The organism is Arenimonas metalli CF5-1 (genome assembly GCF_000747155.1).
Lineage (GTDB): Bacteria > Pseudomonadota > Gammaproteobacteria > Xanthomonadales > Xanthomonadaceae > Arenimonas > Arenimonas metalli.
In genome coordinates, this window is the sequence record NZ_AVCK01000055.1 from 233593 (window position 1) to 250814 (window position 17222).

Consider the following 17222-nt stretch of genomic DNA (forward strand, 5'->3'; position numbering starts at 1 on the left):
CGGCCGGCCGCGGGCCTTCGCGCCCCGGCGACACCCGGCGCGGCCCGCTGCGGTACGCTGGGCGCCATCGTTCCCGAGGAGATTCCGCATGAAGGTCAAGGCTGCCGTCGCGCACAAGGCGGGCGCACCGCTCACGATCGAAACCGTCGACCTCGAAGGCCCGCGCTTCGGCGAGGTGCTGGTCGAGCTCAAGGCCACCGGCGTCTGCCACACCGACGAGTTCACGCTCTCGGGGGCCGACCCGGAAGGGCTGTTCCCCGCCATCCTGGGCCACGAGGGCGCCGGCATCGTGGTGGACGTGGGCCCGGGCGTGACCACGCTCAAGAAGGGCGACCACGTCATCCCGCTATACACGCCCGAGTGCCGCACCTGCGAGTACTGCCTCAACCCCAAGACCAACCTGTGCCAGGCGATCCGCTCTACCCAGGGCCAGGGCCTGATGCCCGACGGCAGCAGCCGCTTCAGCCTCGACGGCAAGCCGGTGCTGCACTACATGGGCACGTCCACCTTCGCGCAGTACACGGTGGTCCCTGAGATCGCGCTGGCGAAGATCCGCGAGGACGCGCCCTTCGACAAGGTCTGCTACATCGGCTGCGGCGTCACCACCGGCATCGGTGCGGTCATCTTCACCGCCAAGGTGGAGGTGGGCTCCAAGGTCGTCGTGTTCGGGCTCGGCGGCATCGGCCTGAACGTGATCCAGGGCGCGCGCCTGGCCGGCGCCGACATGATCGTGGGCGTGGACCTCAACCCGAACCGCGAGGCGATGGCCCGCAAGTTCGGCATGACCCATTTCGTCAACCCGAAGGAAGTCGGCGGCGACCTCGTGCCTTACCTCGTGTCGCTCACCAAGGGCGGCGCCGACTACACCTTCGAGTGCATCGGCAACACCCAGGTGATGCGCCAGGCGCTGGAGTGCGCGCACAAGGGCTGGGGCACCAGCGTGATCATCGGCGTGGCCCCGGCGGGCGCCGAGATCAGCACGCGGCCGTTCCAGCTGGTCACCGGCCGCAACTGGCGCGGCAGCGCCTTCGGCGGGGCCCGAGGACGCACCGACGTGCCCAAGATCGTCGACTGGTACATGGACGGCAAGATCGACATCGACTCGCTGATCACGCACACGATGCCGCTGGAGAAGATCAACGACGCCTTCGACCTGATGCACCGCGGCGAGTCCATCCGCAGCGTGGTCGTCTACTGATGTCGGTCGAGGTCGCCAGCGAGCACGGCTGCTTCGGCGGCGTGCAGGGCTTCTACAGAATGGCCTCGCCGGCCTGCGGCGGAACCATGCGTTTCGCCGTGTTCCAGCCGCCGCAGGCGCGCAAGGGGCGGGTGCCGGTGCTGTACTACCTGGCGGGCCTGACCTGCAGCGAAGAGACCGCGACCATGAAGGCCGGCGCCCAGCGCGTGGCGGCCGAACTGGGCCTGATGCTGGTGATGCCCGACACCAGCCCGCGCGACACCGGCATCGACGGCGCCACCGGCGACTGGGAGTTCGGCGAGGCGGCGGGGTTCTACCTCGACGCCACCCAGGCGCCGTGGTCCTCGCGCTTCCGGATGGAAACGCACGTCGTGCACGAACTGTCGGCCGCGGTGGCCGAACATTTCCCGGCCGACCCGGGGCGCGCCGGCATCTTCGGCCACTCGATGGGCGGCCACGGCGCGCTGGTGCTGGCGCTGCGGCATCCGGACAAGTTCCGCAGCCTCTCGGCCTTCGCGCCGATCGTGGCGCCGAGCCAGGTGCCCTGGGGGCAGAAGGCGTTCTCGCGCTACCTCGGCGACCACCACCGCGCCTGGGCCGAGCACGACGCCTGCGAGCTGGTGCAGCGGCGGCCGTTCGGCGGCCCGATCCTCATTGACCAAGGGCTGGATGACAAATTCCTGGCCGCGCAGCTGCAGCCCGAGCGCTTCGAGGCGGCCTGCGCCGAAGCCGGGCAGGCGCTCACGCTGCGCCGCCACGCCGGCTACGACCACGGCTACTACTTCATCGCCAGTTTCATCGAGGACCACCTGCGGCACCACGCCGCGCAGCTGTCCGCCTGACCCCGGAGTCCGCCATGTCCCTGACCGCGCAGCTGCTCACCGCCCTAGTCGCCCTGCTGCACCTGGGGTTCCTGGTGCTGGAGATGTTCTTCTGGACCAAGCCGCTGGGCCGGAAGATCTTTGGCCTCGATCCGCAGGTGGCGCGCGACTCGGCGAAGCTGGCGATGAACCAGGGCCTCTACAACGGCTTCCTCGTCGCCGGGCTGGCCTGGGGCCTGTGGCTGGGCGACAAGGGCATCTGCCTGTTCTTCCTGGGCTGCGTGGTGGTCGCCGGTCTGTTCGGCGCCGCGACGGTGAAGCGCTCGATCCTGTACGTGCAGGCCGTGCCGGCAATCCTGGCGGCCATCGCCGTCCACTACTTCTGACCCCGCCCCTGTAGGAGGGACTTCAGTCCCGAAGCTTTTCGCCGAAAAGCTTCGGGACTGAAGTCCCTCCTACAGGATACGGGTCAGCGCTTGGGGCTTAGCCACATGCGGATTTCCGCATGGAATACCTTGTCGCCAGCGGGGTCCAGCACATCCACGTTCACCGGCAGGTCGTAGCCCTCCGCGGCGCTCACGATCGGGATCATCGGCGTGGCGACGGCGCGCATCGTGCCATTGGCCTTCTTCAGGTAGGACACCGTCATGCCCTTCGGGATCCAGCGCATGTCGCGGGGCAGGGAGGCGTCGGTCATCACGCCGGCGCAGAGCTCGGCCAGGTTGCACAGCGCGATCGCGTGCACCGTGCCGATGTGGTTCTGCACCGCGCGGCGGTGCGGGATCGTGGCTTCGCAGCGGCCGGCCTCGAGTACGCGGATGGTCGGCTTGATGCTGCCGAAGTAGGGCGCCTTGAAGCAGACCGCGCGGCTGAACAGCCAGTGCCCGGCGGGGTAGCGGGTGAACTTGCGGTAGAGCCTGAGCAGCGGCGTGTCGGGCATGGCGGTGTCTCGCATGTGAATGTGGGAGGGACTTCAGTCCCGATGCTTTCCGGCGGAAGGCATCGGGACTGAAGTCCCTCCCACAGGAGGGTTGCTTCAGGCGGCGCGGTGCTGCTGCGAGGGCTTCTCGCGATGCAGCGATGCCGACACCAGGTCCGCCGGGTCGAAGTCATCGACCGTGATGGTTTCCCAGGTCAGCGCGCGCAGCTCCTCGAGCTGGGTCTTCTCCTCGGCGGTGATCCAGCCCTCGGCGACGCCCTCGGCCAGCTGCGACGGGAAGTCGAGCGCCTCGATGTCGCTGTTCTTGAGCGCCTTCAGGAACTTGCGCTCCACCGGCTCGGCCAGGATCACCCGGGGCAGGAAGCTGTTGATGCGGCCGGCCGGGTTGTTCTCGCAGGGCGTGAGGAAGATGCCCGAGGCCATGCGGTCGCGCGCGTCCGACGGCGACATCAGCAGCGCGGCGGCGCGGCGGCCCAGGCGGTCCGACGGCAGCTGGGCGCGGCGGCCCCACGGGAACACCAGCATCCACATCAGCCAGCCCACCGGGCGGATCGGGAAGTTGCGCAGCGCGCCGGACAGGGCGAGCTCGATCTTGTGGGCCGAATCGTGGAAGGCGTAGGCCAGCAGCGGCTGCTCGGCCGCCGGGCGGCCCTGGTCCTCGTAGCGCTTGAGCATGGCGCTGGCGATGTAGAGCTGGCTGAGCACGTCCGCGAAGCGGCCGGAGATCTTCTCCTTGAACTTGAGCTTGCCGCCCAGCGTCAGCATCGACACGTCGGCCACCAGGGCCAGGTTGGCCGAGTAGCGGTTGAGCTTGCGGTAGTAGCGGCGGGTGTAGGCGTCGCCCGGCACCTTGCCGATGCGGGCGCCCACCAGGCCCAGCACCCAGCTGCGCACGGCGTTGGAGATGGCGAAGCCGATGTGGCCGAACAGGTTGCGGTCGAACTCGCGCAGGCCCTCGGCGGCGTCGGGGTTCTGCGCCGCCTGCATTTCCTTGAGCACCCACGGATGGCAGCGGATCGCGCCCTGGCCGAAGATCATCAGGGTGCGGGTCATGATGTTGGCGCCCTCGACCGTGATCGAGATCGGCGCCGCCTGCCAGCCGCGGCCCATGTAGTTCATCGGGCCCAGGATGACGCCCTTGCCGCCGTGGATGTCCATGGCGTCGGCCGCGACCATGCGCGCCATTTCGGTGGCGTGGTACTTGGCGATGGCGGAGGGCACGGCCGGCTTCTCGCCGCGGTCGACCGCGGCCGCGGTGGCTTCCGACAGCGCCGCGCAGGCATAGGCATTGCCGGCGATGCGGGCCAGTGCCTCCTCGACGCCTTCGAAGCGACCGATGGAGAGGCCGAACTGCTTGCGGATGCGCGCATAGGCACCGGTGACCACGGCCGCCAGCTTGGACGCGCCGCTGGAGGTCGATGGCAGGGTGATGGCGCGGCCCACCGAGAGGCACTCGACCAGCATGCGCCAGCCGGCGCCTATGTAGTCCTGGCCACCGATCAGCTGGCTCAGCGGCAGGAACACTTCCTGGCCGCGCACCGGGCCGTTCTGGAAGGCGCAGTTGAGCGGGAAGTGGCGACGGCCGATTTCCAGGCCGGCGGTATCGCGCGGGATCAGCGCCAGCGTGATGCCGCGGTCGGACACATCGCTGAGCAGCTTGTTGGGGTCATGCAGGCGGAACGCCAGGCCGATCACGGTCGCGACCGGGGCCAGGGTGATGTAGCGCTTGTCGAAGGTGAGCTTGACGCCGAGCACGCGGGAGCCGTTCCACTCGCCTTCGCAGACGATGCCGAAATCGGGCAGCGAGGTGGCGTCGGAGCCGGCGGTCGGGCCGGTGAGGGCGAAGCAGGGCACTTCGCGGCCGTCGGCCAGGCGCGGCAGGTAATGCTTCTTCTGCTCGTCGGTGCCGTAGTGCAGCAGCAGTTCCGCCGGGCCCAGCGAGTTGGGCACGCCGACCGTGGAGCTGAGCGTGGCCGAGATCGAGGCCAGCTTCTGGATCACCTTGTGGTGGGCCAGCGCCGAGAAGCCCAGGCCGCCAAATTCCTTGGGGATGATCATGCCGAAGAACTTGTTCTTCTTGAGGAACTCCCACAGCTCGGGCGGCAGGTCGTTGCGGACGTGGGTGATTTCCCAGTCGTTCGTCATCCTGCACGCCTGCTCGACCGGGCCGTCCAGGAAGGCCTGCTCCTCCGCGGTCAGTTCCGGTTTGGGCTGGGCCAGCAGCTCGTTCCACTTCGGCATGCCCGAGAACAGCTCGCCCTCGAAGCCGACGGTGCCGGCGTCGAGCGCAGTCTTCTCGGTGTCGGACAGCTTGGGCAGCATCTTCTTGTAGATGCCCAGCAGGGTCTTGGTGATCACCGCCTGGCGCAGCGGGGTGATCAGCAGCGGCAGCGTGACCACGGCCAGCAGGCCGGCCGCCACGTAGGTCGCCGTGAGGTTGGCGCCGCCGAGGCCGACGGCCACCAGCAGGGTGGCGGCCACCGCGGTGAATACCGCGAGGCTGAGCCGGTGGTAGGCCACCAGCAGGATCGCCAGGGCCAGCGCGAGGAAGGGGGCGAGGATGCTCATCGTGGATCTCCGTGGGCGGCCGTGGGGGCCGGCAGGTCGTGCAGGAAGGTAAGCAGGGTATCGGTAAAGGCGCTGTTGTCGTCACCGGCCACCATATGGGTGGCCTGTGGCAGCCGGACGTGGCGCGCGTGCGGCGCCAGTTCCAGGAAATGTTCGACCGTATGGTCGGTGACCAGGTCGCTGCGGCCGCCGCTGACCAGCAGCACCGGTACGTCCAGGGCGCGGCAGGCGTCCTCGATGGTGCCCTGGAGGCCATCGGTGTCGGGGATGAACTCGGTGAGCAGGCGCGGGTCCCAGTGCCAGCCCAGCCGACCGTCGGCGCGCCTGACCAGCAGGTGCGCCAGCTGCGCCGGAGATTTTTTCTCACGCCGGTGGGGCAGGTAGGCGGCGATCTGCTCGGCAGCATGCTCGAAGGAGTCGAAACCGTCCGGATGTGCGTTCATGAAGCCGAGGATGCGCTCGACGCCGGCCGCTTCCCAGCGCGGCGTGATGTCCACCAGCACGAGCGCCGAGAACGCTCGGTCCCGGGCCTGTGCCATCAGCCCGGTGAGGCCGCCCATCGAAGCGCCGACGAGGATGGGCGCGGGGCCCAGGGCTCGGGCGGCGGCGGCCACGTCGTCCACGAACTGCTCTCCGGCATAGCGCGAGCCCACCGGATTGCGCGCCGACTGCCCGTGGCCGCGCACGTCCCAGGCCAGGCTGGCGCGCCCGGCTTCCCCGAGGCGCTGCTGGGTGCTGCGCCAGGCCTGGCGGGTCTGGCCGAAACCGTGCGCCAGCAGCAGCCCCGGTCCGGCGCCCGGCACGTGCTCGGCGGCCAGTGCCAGCCCGTCGCGCGCCTGCAGCGTCAGCGCAACGGGGGAGGGCACGGCGGCAGCTTGGGCGAACGAGTCCATACGGGCGAGTATGGGTTGGCCGCTGCAGGCCTGTCAATACCAAAGCGTATGGTGCATGATGGGCCCGCCCGGACGCCCGGTGAAGGCTTACCCGGCACCCCTGCAGCCAGTAGACTCCGCCGTATGGTCGCCTCCGCCCCGAAATCCGAACGCCCCTCGCGCCTGAGCGCCGAGGATTGGGCCCTCGCCGCCCTCGACGTGATCGCCGAGCAGGGCCTCGCCGCCGTCGCGGTGGAGCCATTGGCGCGCCGGCTGGGAGTCACCAAGGGCAGCTTCTACTGGCATTTCCCGTCGCGCGAGGCGCTGCTGGTCGCGGCGCTCGAGCGCTGGGAAGTAATGGAGCAGGAAACCGTGTTCGGCCAGCTCGAGGCCATCTCCGACCCGCGCGCGCGCCTGCAGTCGCTGTTCCAGCTGGTCGCGCACGAGCTCAAGCCGCACATCATCTACAGCGAGCTGCTCAAGGCGCTCGACCACCCGGTGGTGCAGCCCGTTCTGCACCGGGTCTCGCAGCGGCGCATGGACTACCTCACCGCCAGTTTCCGCCAGGCCGGCCTGCCGCGCCTGGACGCCCAGAACCGCGCCCGCCTGACCTACGCCGCCTACGTCGGATTCCTCCAGCTGTCCCTGCAGCTCGGCCAGCCGCGCCTGCACCACGACGAGTTCGAGGCGTACGTCGGGCATGTGATGACCACGCTGATCCCGGACTGACCCCGGGGCTTGTTCGCGCCGTGCCGACGCACCTGCGCCGGGCGAGCGGTTAGAATGGCCACCGACGACCGGCGCTGGGTCCCCGCGCCGTCCCCGATTTCCCCTTGACCGGCCCCGCCAGGAGCCCTTACGCCATGCCCAGCCAGCTCGCCAGCCTCAAACAGTGGGTCGACGACGTCGCCCGCCTCACCCAGCCCGACCAGGTCCACTGGTGCGACGGCTCCGACGCCGAGAACGCCAAGCTGGTCGAGCTGATGCTCGCCAACGGCGACCTGCACAAGCTCAACGAGCAGAGCCACCCGAACTGCTACCTGCACCGCTCCAGCCCGCAGGACGTCGCCCGCGTCGAGCACCTCACCTTCGTGTGCACCACGAATCCCGCCGACGCCGGTCCGAACAACCACTGGATGGAGCCGGCCGAGGCCCACGCCCAGATGGACGCGCTCTACGCCGGCTGCATGCGCGGCCGCACCATGTACGTGGTGCCGTACTGCATGGGCCCGATCGATTCGCCGCTGTCGCGCTGCGGCGTCGAGATCACCGACAGCCCGTACGTGGTCGCCAACATGCGCATCATGACCCGCATGGGCGCCGCCGCGCAGGCGCGCATCGAGCGCGAGGGCAAGTTCGTCAAGGGCCTGCACTCGATCGGCGAGCTCGACCCGAACCGCCGCTTCATCATGCATTTCCCGGAAGAACTCAGCATCCAGAGCTTCGGCTCCGGCTACGGCGGCAACGCCCTGCTGGGCAAGAAGTGCCACGCGCTGCGCATCGCCAGCTACCAGGCGCGCACCGAGGGCTGGCTGGCCGAGCACATGCTGATCGTCGGCATCGAGAACCCGAAGGGCGAGACGCACTATGTCGCCGCCGCGTTCCCGTCGGCCTGCGGCAAGACCAACCTGGCCATGCTGATCCCGCCGGAAGGCTACCGTCGGGACGGCTGGAAGGTCTGGACGGTCGGCGACGACATCTGCTGGATGCACCCGGGCGCCGATGGCCGCCTGTACGCGATCAACCCGGAGGCCGGCTACTTCGGCGTGGCGCCGGGCACCAGCGAGAAGACCAACGCCAACGCCATGGCGATGCTCAACCACGATGCCATCTTCACCAACGTCGGCGTCACCGCCGATGGCCAGCCGTGGTGGGAAGGCATGACCACGGGCACGCCGGCGCAGGACTGGCAGGGCCGTCCGTACGACAAGGCCGTGAGCCCGGCCGCGCACCCGAACGCGCGCTTCACCGTCAGCGCCAGGCAGTGCCCGAGCTACACCGACAAGGCCGAGGACCCGCAGGGCGTGCCGCTGAGCGCGATCATCTTCGGCGGCCGCCGCGCCTCGCTGGTGCCGCTGGTGCTCGAGGCCCGCGACTGGACCCACGGCGTGCTGGTCGGCGCCTCGATGGCCTCCGAAACCACCGCCGCCGCCACCGGCGCGGTGGGCGTGGTGCGCCGCGATTCGATGGCGATGAAGCCCTTCGCCGGCTACAACTTCGGCGACTACTTCGCGCACTGGCTTTCGTTCGACAAGCCGGGCGCCCAGCTGCCGAAGATCTTCCAGGTCAACTGGTTCCGCAAGGACGCCGACGGCAAGTTCATGTGGCCGGGCTTCGGCGACAACCTGCGCGTGCTGGAGTGGGTGCTCAAGCGCGCCACCGGCCAGGCCGGTGCGCTGGAGACGCCGGTGGGCAACGTGCCCAAGCCGTCCGACCTCAACACCGACGGCCTCGGCCTCGACGCGGCGGTGCTCGAGCAGCTGCTCGCCGTCGATCGCGAGGGCTACAAGGCCGAGATGGCGAGCATCGGCGAGTACCTCGAGGAGTTCGGCGACCGCACGCCGCACGCGCTCAAGGCCGAACGCGCGAAGATCGCCGCGCAGCTGGCCTGACGGCGCCTCCCCGGCACACCAAAACGGGCCGGCCATCGCCGGCCCGTTTCGTTTGCAGCAGAAAAAGGGGTCAGAGTGAATATTCGTTTGAAACGAATATTCACTCTGACCCCTTTTCTGCGCGGCTATGCTTGGCGGGGATGAAGGCCTACTACTGCCACCACTTCGTGCTGCCGCTGCCGGACGGGCATTCGTTCCCGATGGCGAAGTACGCGCGGCTGCACGAGCGCGTCGTGGCGATGGCGCCGGCGCTGGGCATCGAGCTGCATGAACCCCCGGCGGCCAGCGACGAAGACCTCGCGCGCGCGCACGACCCGGGCTACCTCCGCGCGATGTCCGAAGGCAGCGCCGACCCCGCGCTGATGCGGCGCATCGGCTTCCCCTGGTCGGCGGCGATGGTGGAGCGTTCGCGGCGTTCGTCCGGCGGCACGATGATGGCGCTGCGCGACGCGCTGTCGGGCGAGGGCATCGCGGTGAACCTCGCGGGCGGCACGCACCATGCCGGGCCGGCCCGCGGCGGCGGCTACTGCGTGTTCAACGATGCCGCGGTGGCGGCGCGCTACGTGCAGGCGCAGGGGCTGGCTGCGCGCGTGCTGGTGGTGGACCTGGACGTACACCAGGGCGACGGCACCGCGATGATCGCGGCGGGCGACGAGACCCTGTTCACCTTCTCGATGCACTCGGCCCGCAACTACCCCGCGGTGAAGCCGGCCTCCGACCTCGACGTGGCCCTGCCCGACGGCACCGGCGACGACGCCTACCTCGACGCGCTGGCCGCCCACCTGCCGCAGGCCATCGACCGCGCGCGGGCCGATGCGGTGGTTTACCTCGCCGGCGCCGATCCCTACGTGGGCGACCGCCTGGGCCACCTCGCGCTCAGCAAGGCGGGCCTGGCCGAGCGCGACCGCCAGGTGCTCGCGGCCTGCCGGCGCCACGGCCTGCCGCTGGCCGTGTGCATGGCCGGCGGCTATGCCCCGGACGTGGACGACATCGTCGACATCCACGCCGCGACGGTGAAATCCGCGGCCGGCCATCACCGCGCGCTGCGGGGCGCGTCCGTCGGCTGAGCCGCGCCCCGTCCCCCGGGAGTGGTGCGCCCCCCGTCGCCATGTCCGGGACCCGCCAACCCGCTTAAACCCTCCCGCGGCCCACCGCATCCGAGTGGGTATGCTGAGCCTCGCCGTGACCCTCGACGCCGCCACCGACCTGCCTGCCGCCCCGCCGCGCGAGGAGGACCACGCCCTCGTGCGTGCCGCCGGCGGCGGCGACGTGCGCGCCTTCGAGCAGCTCTACCGCAAGCACTCGCGCCGCGTGTACGCCGTGCTCTGGCGGCTCTGCGGCCACGAGGCGCGGGCCGAGGACCTGGTGCAGGAAGCCTTCGTGCGCGCCTGGCAGGCGCTGCCGGCGTTCCGCTTCGAGAGTGCGTTCTCGACCTGGCTGCACCGGCTGGCGGTGAACACCGCGCTGATGGAGCTGCGCTCGCGCCGCGGCGCCGAGGCGCTGGAAGACGACGATGCCGCGCTGGAATTCCACGCCACCGGCGACAGCGCCGGCCAGCGCACCGCGCTCGGGCTCGACCTCGAGCGCGCCGTGGCCACCCTGCCGCCGCGCGCCCGCGCAGTGCTGGTGCTGCACGACATCGAAGGCTGGAAACACGAGGAGATCGCCGCCGAACTCGGCATGGCGGTCGGTAGTTCGAAAGCACAACTGCATCGCGCCCGCGGCCTGCTGCGCGTGCGCCTGGGAGAAGCCCATGGGCGAAAATGAACTGCGCTGGCAGCTGCGCCAGCTGCCCGCTGAAATCGACCCGCCGCGCGACCTGTGGCCGGGCATCGCCGCCCGCCTGCCGGCGCCGGCGCCGCGTCGCCGCATCGCGCCCTGGCTGGGCGGGCTGGCGCTGGCCGCGTCGGTGTCGCTGGCCATCGGCCTGGCCTGGCAGCTGCGCGTGCCGACCGCCGCGCCCGCCGATCCGCAGGCCGAGCTGGTGCAGCGCGAAGCCGAGGCGATGACCCGCGAATACCAGGCCGCGCTCGGCCAGTTCGAAGGCGCGCCGATGCCCGATCCGCTGGCGCCCGCGCTGGCCACGCTAGACCGCAGCGCCGAGGAGATCCGCGCCGCGCTCGACGCCGACCCGGACGCCACCTACCTGCTTGGCCAGCTGCGCCGCACCTACGCCCGCCGCCTCGAACTGACCCAGCGCGCCGCCGGCGCGACCCCCGCATGAACACGATCACGGAGAAGACCATGAGCACCCACGCCCTGCTGCGCGCCGCCGCGCTCGCCGGCCTGTTCGCCGGCGCCAGCGCGCTCGCGGCCACGCCGATCAACGAAACCCGCCCGCTGTCGGCCACCGGCCAGGTCAACGTCAACAACCTCAAGGGCAGCATCACCGTGCGCACCTGGGACCGGCCCGAGGTGCGCATCACCGGTAGCCTCGGCGAGGGCGTCGAGAAGCTCGAGATCGAAGGCGGCGCTGAACGGCTGAGCATCCACGTGCGCTACCCGGAGCGCAGCGGCTGGTTCAACTGGGGCGAGGCCAAGGGCGAGGCCACCGCGCTCGAGCTCACCATCCCCGCCACCGCGGGCCTGAAGGCCTCCGCGGTCAGCGCCGACATCGACGTCGCCGGTACCCGCGGCGCGCGCCTGGGCCTGGAGTCGGTCAGCGGCGACCTCACCGTGCGCGGCGCCCGTGCCGGCGAGGCCAGCTTCGAGTCGGTCAGCGGCAACGTGGACGTCGAGATCGACAGCCGCAGCACCAGCGCCGAGACCGTCAGTGGCGACCTGCGCCTGCGCGGCGCGATCGTCGGCCGCGTGGAGCTCGAATCGGTGTCCGGCGACCTCGGCCTGCGCGCGGGTGCCGTCGACCGGCTCGAGGTGAGCAGCGTGTCCGGCGACGCCGACCTGCAGCTGGCGCTGGCGCCGGGCGCGCGCGTCACGGCCGAGACCCTGAGCGGCAACCTCACGCTGCGCCTGCCGGCGAACGCCTCGGGCCGCGTGCAGGCAGAGTCCTTCAGCGGCAGCATCCGCAGCCCGGTGGGCGAGGTGGTCACCGAGGAGTACGGCCCCGGCAGTTCGCTGGAAGGCAAGCTCGGCGATGGCTCGGCCGACCTGCGGCTGGAAACCTTCTCGGGCGACATCCGCATCAGCACCGGCGCCGCCGGCGACTGACGCGGTGTCGTCGCGGCGCGCGGCCGCGGAGGCCGCGCGCTTGCGCGCGCCAGGATCAGCCGCGGCGGGTCAGCCCGCCGGGATGCCGGCTTCGCCCAGCGCCGCACGCAGCGGCGCCAGGTGCGCGGCGAACGGCTTCCACCGGCCCGAGGCCTTGGTGTTCAGCGGCTGCCGCACCTGCCAGTAGCTGGCGGTCTTCACCGTGTTGGCCTGGGTGTGGAACTGCAGGCAGGCGTCGTCCCAGTCCAGGCCGAGGAAGGCCAGCAGCTTCTCCAGCGCCGGGCGCGGCTCGCGCACGAAGGCGTCGTAGTCGAAGTCCAGGATGTCGTCGCCATGCAGCGACTTCCAGTGCGCCATCAGGCGGCGGTACTGGCCGTAGTAGTGGCCGATGTCGCCGAGGTCGGCCGAGTAGCCGGCCACGCGCAGGTTCAGGTGCTGGGTGAACACCGACAGCCCGGTGTCCATCGGGTCGCGCAGGGTATGGATGATCTTCGCGTCCGGGAACAGGCGCTTGATCAGACCCACCAGCTGGAAATTGTCCGGGCGCTTGTCGGTGAGGTAGCGGCCGTCGGCGGCCTGCGGGAACTTGCGCGCCAGCTCGGCGCGGTATTCCTCGGCGAAGGCGCGGCAGCGCGCGTCGTCCAGGCCGGCCACCGACGCGGGGAAGGGCGCCAGGCGCTGCGCGGCCAGCCGCGGCAGGAAGTCGAGTTCGCCGCCCGGGGTCACCTGCGGATGCGCGGCCAGCACCTGCTCGACCAGCGTGGAGCCGGAGCGGAACATGCCCAGCACGAACAGCGGCGCCGGGCCTTCCGTGCCCGTCGCCAAGCCCGCGCCGGCGCTGGGGAATGCGGCGATCAGCGCATCGATGTGTGCGGACTGGCGGGTGCGGTCGTACTTGCGGCCGTGTTGCCGCAGGAGGCTGCGGTTGCCCCGCGCGAAGGCGTCGAACGCAAGGTCATGCGCGCCCAGGCGCTCGTAGGCATGCCCCAGGGCGAACAGCAGGTTGGCGCGGGCGTTCGTGTTTCCAATCGTCCCGGCGGCGGCATCGGCGGCCCGGGCCAGCAGCGGGTCGTCCAGGCCGGCCGGCGTGGCCAGGTTGACCTTGCGCGCCAATGCCTCCAGGCGCAGTTCCTCGACGGCCTTGTCGGCACTGGCCGGGCTCGCGAGCACTTGCTCGTAGCAGGCCAGGGCCTGGTCGCGATCGCCGCGCTCCTCGTACAGGTTGCCCAGGTTCAGGTGGGCGGGCAGGTAGCCGGGCGCGACGGCCAGCGCGGCGCGCAGCTCGCGTTCGGCCTCGTCGTCCCGGCGCAGCTGGTCCGACAGCAGGGCCGCGCGATTGAGGTGCACTTGCTCCGGATGCCGGCCGCCGCGGGCAAGCGCCTCGCCATAGGCCTGCAGGGCCTCCTCGTGGTGGCCCTCGGCGCGAAGCAGGTAGCCCAGTTCGTACCATGCGTCGGCGAGGCCGGGGTCGGCAGCCAGTGCCTGCCTCAGCAGGGCGATGGCTTCGGCGCGGCGGCCCTGGCGATGCAGCGCGGCCGCCTGGGCCAGGAGGTCTTTCGTCGGCTCGGTCATCGGGGGTCCGGCGTGATCAGGGGCGGTGCAGCAGCAGCTGCCAACCCACGAGGTTGTTGCCGGCGTGGAACTGCGGCAGGCGTTCGATCAGGGTGAAACCGGCGGCCGCGGCCTCGGCCTGCAGTTGATCCATGCGGGCCTCGGAGCAGGCGTGTTCCACCAGGTCGTCGAGACGGCGGGCCGAGGCGCGCATGTCGGCCTCGGCGCGATCGACCTCCAGGCCGACGGTAGCGGCAGGGGCCTGCCTGCGCGCGCCGAGCAGTTTCTGCACGGCGTCCAGCGCCACGTCGAGCACGCGGCCGCCGCCGGCGTGGCGCGCCTGCGGGATGGCCTGCTTGATGGCCTGGATCGCGCCGCGAAGCTCGGTCGTGGCGTGCTCGGTGCTGCCGGGCGTGACCTGCTCCATCGTCACCAGCTTGTGCAGCCGGCGGTAGAGCTTGGTTTCCCTGAGCACCAGGTCGCACTCGGCCAGCGAATGGCGGGCGCTGCCGATCAGGGCCGAGTCGGCGTGGTGGACGATGAACTGGGCGTCGCCGCCGGGCTTGAGCACGCGGAAGATCTCCGCCAGCGCCGCCGGGGTGTTGCTGTACTCCAGTGCGTAGTGGCCGGTGACGGCATCGAAGCGGGCGTCCTCGAACGGCATCTTCTCGGCGGCAACGCCGGCGTGGAACTGGATGCCCGCGAAGCGCGTGGCGCCGTTGGCCACGTCGCGCACCGGGTCGATGCGCGCCAGGTCGATGCCGTGGATGTCCCAGTCGTACCCTTGCGCCTGCGCGGCCTGCTTGGCGATCAGCGGCACGGCGCCGTTGCCGGTGCCGATGTCGAGCACGCTGGCCGAGGGCGGCAGCGTGGAGAAGAATTCCACCCACGCCGCGCGCAGCTCGAGGTCGTAGCCGCCGTCGGGGCCGGCCGGGCCGGTGACGATGGCGCCACCTCGATAGAAGGTCTCCCACTGGTCCAGGCTCAAGCTTGTGCACTCCTTGGAAACCGGGGAATATTATCACGATCCATTCACCCCTCTTCTGGCGCCCGGACCCTTCGGCGCGTCGTGCCGCCGTCCCCGCGGGTCCACCTCAAGGAGTCACCGTGAACGCTGCCAAGCACGCCTTCCACGCCGCCGCCGCGCTGCTGTTGCTCGCCGCGGCGGGCATCGCGCAGGCCCAGTCGCCGGGCCATCCCTGCGCGGCCACCGAGGATCCCGAGGCGCGGCTGGCTTGCTATGACGCCGCGTTCCCGCCGGTGGCCTCCGCTGCTGGCCTCGACGATGCCAAGCGCGAACAGGCGAGGCGTGACTTCGGCCTCAGCACCGTGCAAAAGCGCGAGATGGCATCCGAGGGCGAGCGCGACGCCACGCCCGAGCGCATCGAGGCCATCGTCGCCAGCGTCAGCCGGCGCGGCAACGGCCAGCGCCTGGTCACGCTCGACAACGAGCAGATCTGGCTGATCACTGAAGTGACCGAGAAGGGCCAGCTCAAGGCCGGCGACGCCGTGGTCGTGCGCCGCGGCGTGGTCGGCAACTTCCTGATGCGCACGCCGGGCCGCGTCACCCTGCGCGTGCGCCGGGTGCTCTGAACCCATGGCCAGCGCGGGTGCGCCGCAGGCGCTGACCACCGACGAAGCGAAGCAGCTCGAAGCGGCGATCGCCCTGATGCGCGAAGGCAAGGCCGACCAGGCCCTGCGACGCGTCGATGACCTCCTGGCCAAGGTGCCGCGTTCGCCCGACGCGCACCAGCTGATGGCGATGTGCCAGTCCGAGCTCGGCGAATATGCGCTGGCCGAGCGCAGCTTCCGGCGCGCGCTCGAGCTTGCGCCGGACCAGCCCTTGCTGCTGGTGAACCTGGCGACCCTCCTGCGCAAGGTCGCGCGGGTGCCGGAGGCGCTGGTGCTGTTCCAGCGCGCCACGGAAGTCGCGCCGGGCTTCGGCAAGGCCTGGCTGGAGCTGGGCAACACCCTGTTCGACCTCGGCCTACCCGACAAGGCGGTGCCGGCACTCGAGCGCGCGGTGCAGGTACAGCCGGAATCGGTGATGGGCTGGAGCGCGCTCGGCAGTGCCTATCGGGTCGTCGAGCAGTGGGAGTCGGCCGAAGCGGCCTTCCTGAGGGCACTGAAGCTGGCGCCGGGCTACAGCGCCGGGTGGGTCAACCTGGGCGCGCTGATGCGCCTGCGCGGCCGCGCCGACGAGGCGATCGCCTGCTTCGAGCGCGCGGCGATCGCGGGTTACCAGGGTCCGGAACTCGCCGATGCCATGGCCGGCGCGCTGCTCGACCAGGGGCACGCGGACAAGGCGCTGGAGCAGGCCAGTCGCGTCGCCGAGGCGCATCCGGATTTCGTGCCCGGCCACGTCACGCTGGCCCATTTGCTCTGGGAGTACGGCCCGCGCCTGGCGCCCGGCCGCGATGCGATCGAGACCTTCCGCGCCACCTTGCAGTCCCGGCCCGACGACGCCGCGCTGTCGCACGAGTTCGCCCGGTTCCTGCTGGCGGCCGGGCGCGCCGAGGACGCCCTCGACGTCGTCCGCCGGCTGCGCCTCAAGCGTGACCTGCCGGCGCTGGGCCTGATGGAGGCGCAGGCGCTGGACGACCTGGGCTACGCCGGCCGTGCACGCCAGGCGTACGAGGCCCTGGAAAACGGGCCGCTGGCGAACGTGCCGGCCTTCCTGAATGCCTACGCCCGCCACCTGCTGCGTGCCGGGGACTGGCAGGGCGCCGCGGCGCGCGCCGAAGCGTCCACCCGCATTGCCCCGGCCCACCAGGAGGGCTGGGCCTACCTGGGCACCGCCTGGCGCCTGCTTGGCGACGCGCGCGAAGAGTGGCTCTGCGATTACCAGCGGCTGGTCGCCAACCTTCGCATCGACACGCCGCCCGGCCACGCGAGCCTCGACGCGTTCCTCGCTGCGCTGCGCGTGCGGCTGGACGCCCTGCACCAGGCCGGCCGCGAGCCGGTGCTGCAAAGCCTGCGCGGCGGTTCCCAGACCCCTGGCCGCCTGTTCGGCCGCAAGGATCCACTGATCGCCCAGCTGCAGGCTGCCATCGAGCAGGCCATCGAGCGCTGGTTGCCGTCGCTGCCGGACGACGCCAGCCATCCGTTCCTCTCGCGCAAGGCCAACCGCATGCGCATGAGCGGCTCGTGGTCGGTGAAGCTGTGGTCCTCCGGCCGGCACGTGAACCACATCCACCCGGAAGGCTGGATGAGCTCGGCCTTTTATGTGTCGCTGCCGCCCTCGGTCCGCCAGCAGGCCGCCGAAGGCCATGCCGGCCATCTGCAGTTCGGCCAGCCGCCGGCCGAGTTGGGCCTGGACCTTGCGCCGCGCCGCATCCTGCGGCCGGAGCCGGGCCACCTGGCGTTGTTCCCGTCCTACCTGTGGCACGGCACCGTGCCGTTCGAGGACGAGCAGCCGCGCATGACGGTCGCCTTCGACCTGGTGCCGCTGGCGCCGGGCAAGTAAGGGCCGGCTTCGCGGTATCCTTGGGG

General features: G+C 71.0%; 16 protein-coding genes. 11 read left to right on the top strand and 5 right to left on the bottom strand.

Annotated features, from left to right (window positions below):
- Nucleotides 1-88: 88 nt before the first annotated feature.
- The 3 genes from N787_RS12735 to N787_RS12745 are packed head-to-tail and all read left to right on the top strand — an operon-like array spanning nucleotide 89 to nucleotide 2405.
- Nucleotides 89-1198, top strand: a complete 1110-nt coding sequence (locus tag N787_RS12735) for an S-(hydroxymethyl)glutathione dehydrogenase/class III alcohol dehydrogenase (RefSeq protein WP_034214766.1) — start codon at nucleotides 89-91, stop codon at nucleotides 1196-1198.
- On the top strand, nucleotides 1198-2040 hold the full coding sequence (gene fghA / locus N787_RS12740) for an S-formylglutathione hydrolase (RefSeq protein WP_034214769.1): 843 nt from the start codon (nucleotides 1198-1200) through the stop codon (nucleotides 2038-2040). The genes N787_RS12735 and fghA overlap by 1 nt, the downstream gene beginning before the upstream one ends.
- A gap of 14 nt (nucleotides 2041-2054) precedes the next feature.
- Nucleotides 2055-2405 carry a DUF1304 domain-containing protein gene (locus tag N787_RS12745; RefSeq protein ID WP_169742309.1) on the top strand — a complete coding sequence of 117 codons (351 nt, stop codon included), beginning with the start codon at nucleotides 2055-2057 and terminating at the stop codon, nucleotides 2403-2405.
- Nucleotides 2406-2488: 83 nt separating this feature from the next.
- Here the strand turns inward: N787_RS12745 and N787_RS12750 are convergent, their stop codons facing one another.
- The 3 genes from N787_RS12750 to N787_RS12760 all read right to left on the bottom strand — a co-directional run bounded on the left by N787_RS12750 (nucleotide 2489) and on the right by N787_RS12760 (nucleotide 6420).
- Nucleotides 2489-2974: a hotdog fold domain-containing protein gene (locus N787_RS12750; RefSeq protein WP_245594018.1), complete on the bottom strand. Its 486-nt coding sequence runs from the start codon at nucleotides 2972-2974 to the stop codon at nucleotides 2489-2491.
- An 81-nt stretch (nucleotides 2975-3055) separates the two neighbouring features.
- Nucleotides 3056-5527: an acyl-CoA dehydrogenase gene (locus N787_RS12755; protein WP_034214772.1), complete on the bottom strand. Its 2472-nt coding sequence runs from the start codon at nucleotides 5525-5527 to the stop codon at nucleotides 3056-3058.
- Nucleotides 5524-6420 (bottom strand): alpha/beta fold hydrolase, encoded by an 897-nt coding sequence (locus tag N787_RS12760; RefSeq protein WP_034214774.1) that lies wholly within the window; start codon nucleotides 6418-6420, stop codon nucleotides 5524-5526. The genes N787_RS12755 and N787_RS12760 overlap by 4 nt, the downstream gene beginning before the upstream one ends.
- Nucleotides 6421-6543: 123 nt before the next feature.
- Here N787_RS12760 and N787_RS12765 point away from each other — a divergent pair, with 123 nt between their 5' ends.
- The 6 genes from N787_RS12765 (at nucleotide 6544) to N787_RS12790 (ending at nucleotide 12179) form a co-directional block, all read left to right on the top strand.
- On the top strand, nucleotides 6544-7128 hold the full coding sequence (locus N787_RS12765) for a TetR/AcrR family transcriptional regulator (RefSeq protein WP_034214777.1): 585 nt from the start codon (nucleotides 6544-6546) through the stop codon (nucleotides 7126-7128).
- A 134-nt stretch (nucleotides 7129-7262) separates the two neighbouring features.
- Nucleotides 7263-9011, top strand: coding sequence for a phosphoenolpyruvate carboxykinase (GTP) (locus N787_RS12770; RefSeq protein WP_034214780.1), 1749 nt, complete (start codon nucleotides 7263-7265; stop codon nucleotides 9009-9011).
- A 140-nt stretch (nucleotides 9012-9151) separates the two neighbouring features.
- On the top strand, nucleotides 9152-10078 hold the full coding sequence (locus tag N787_RS12775; protein WP_034214783.1) for a histone deacetylase family protein: 927 nt from the start codon (nucleotides 9152-9154) through the stop codon (nucleotides 10076-10078).
- 100 nt (nucleotides 10079-10178) lie between these two features.
- Nucleotides 10179-10778, top strand: a complete 600-nt coding sequence (locus N787_RS12780; RefSeq protein WP_034214785.1) for an RNA polymerase sigma factor — start codon at nucleotides 10179-10181, stop codon at nucleotides 10776-10778.
- Nucleotides 10765-11235: a hypothetical protein gene (locus N787_RS12785; RefSeq protein WP_034214788.1), complete on the top strand. Its 471-nt coding sequence runs from the start codon at nucleotides 10765-10767 to the stop codon at nucleotides 11233-11235. The genes N787_RS12780 and N787_RS12785 overlap by 14 nt, the downstream gene beginning before the upstream one ends.
- A 20-nt stretch (nucleotides 11236-11255) precedes the next feature.
- Nucleotides 11256-12179, top strand: a complete 924-nt coding sequence (locus N787_RS12790; protein ID WP_169742310.1) for a DUF4097 family beta strand repeat-containing protein — start codon at nucleotides 11256-11258, stop codon at nucleotides 12177-12179.
- A gap of 69 nt (nucleotides 12180-12248) precedes the next feature.
- Here the strand turns inward: N787_RS12790 and N787_RS12795 are convergent, their stop codons facing one another.
- Together N787_RS12795 and N787_RS14505 are read right to left on the bottom strand one after the other, a co-directional pair.
- A complete protein-coding gene (locus N787_RS12795; RefSeq protein ID WP_034214790.1) occupies nucleotides 12249-13751 on the bottom strand; it encodes a tetratricopeptide repeat-containing sulfotransferase family protein in 1503 nt (500 codons plus the stop codon).
- Nucleotides 13752-13767: 16 nt separating this feature from the next.
- Nucleotides 13768-14718, bottom strand: coding sequence for a class I SAM-dependent methyltransferase (locus tag N787_RS14505; RefSeq protein ID WP_052575457.1), 951 nt, complete (start codon nucleotides 14716-14718; stop codon nucleotides 13768-13770).
- A 119-nt stretch (nucleotides 14719-14837) separates the two neighbouring features.
- Between N787_RS14505 and N787_RS12805 the strand changes: the two genes are divergently transcribed.
- The gene (locus N787_RS12805) at nucleotides 14838-15323 is read left to right on the top strand and encodes a hypothetical protein (RefSeq protein ID WP_034214793.1); all 486 of its coding nucleotides are present in this window, start codon (nucleotides 14838-14840) and stop codon (nucleotides 15321-15323) included.
- Between the two features lie 4 nt (nucleotides 15324-15327).
- Nucleotides 15328-17196, top strand: coding sequence for a 2OG-Fe(II) oxygenase family protein (locus tag N787_RS14510; protein WP_052575458.1), 1869 nt, complete (start codon nucleotides 15328-15330; stop codon nucleotides 17194-17196).
- Nucleotides 17197-17222: the final 26 nt, after the last annotated feature.